Origin of the sequence: Rhodoblastus sp. 17X3 (assembly GCF_030056575.1) — a bacterium.
Classification (GTDB): domain Bacteria; phylum Pseudomonadota; class Alphaproteobacteria; order Rhizobiales; family Beijerinckiaceae; genus Rhodoblastus.
This window is the reverse complement of the sequence record NZ_JASHHX010000059.1, coordinates 1-846: the sequence shown is the minus strand read 5'-3', so window position 1 is coordinate 846 and position 846 is coordinate 1. Positions and strand designations below refer to the sequence as shown.

1 protein-coding gene and 1 pseudogene are annotated in these 846 nt (G+C 66.4%); both read right to left on the bottom strand.

Going from position 1 to position 846, the window contains the following annotated elements:
• Nucleotides 1-500 (bottom strand): annotated as a pseudogene (locus QM467_RS19745) (phage terminase large subunit); the annotation flags it as partial.
• Nucleotides 484-846 (bottom strand): DUF5681 domain-containing protein (locus QM467_RS19740; protein WP_283368045.1); only part of this gene is annotated, 363 nt, incomplete at its 5' end. The gene QM467_RS19740 and the pseudogene QM467_RS19745, both read right to left, overlap by 17 nt.

Here is an 846-nt window from a genome sequence, read left to right as displayed (position 1 = left end):
GGCTTCAGCGGATCGTCGATCAGCAGAAGCTGGGCGCCGCGGCCCGTCAAGGTCCCGCCGACCGACGTCGCCATCCGGAAGCCGCGTTCCGTCAGCTCGATCTCGATTTCGGAATCCTTCCTGCCGACGCGCGCGCCCGGGAACAGCTCTTTGTACCAACGCGCCTCCATGAGCGCGCGAAAGTCATTGGCGTGTTTCCGGGCGAGGTCTCCGGAGTAGGACACGCAGATGATCCTTTGCGCCGGATCGTGACCGAGCAGAAACGCCGGGAAGGCGACGGACACCATGATCGATTTGAGCGACCTCGGCGGCAGGTTGACAATCAGCCGGCGGATCTCGCCGCGCCGGACGCGCTCGAGCTGATAGCTGATCGCCTTCAAATGCCACCCCGGAACGAAGTCCTGGCCCGGGGCGAGCGTTGCGAACGCTTTTTCGACGAAAGCGTTGAAATTTTGGCGCAGCAGCGCACGCAGCAATCGGGCGTCAGCGGCGGCCGCCATGCTCCGCCTCCTTGACGGTTTCGGGGACGGTCTCGTGCGGATCGGACACGTCGAGATCGGGCAGATAGCGCTGCAGGATCGCAATGTCCTCGGCCGCCATCTCATCGCGACGGACGCCGGCCTGCGCGCTCTCGCCGTAGCGCTCGGTCAACTGCAGGAGAAGGCGCAGGGCGCGCGGGTCGCCGCGCGAAGCCTCGCCGGCAGCCCGCAGGAGGATCGCTTCAAGCCGGGGGATGCGCCGCGTCCGTCCGTTTTCGGTGACGGTCACCTTCTGTCCGACGATCTTGCGGACGATGTCGGAGAGCGATTTGACGCCTGCCGGGCGCCCGCGGGGATTGCCGCTCTG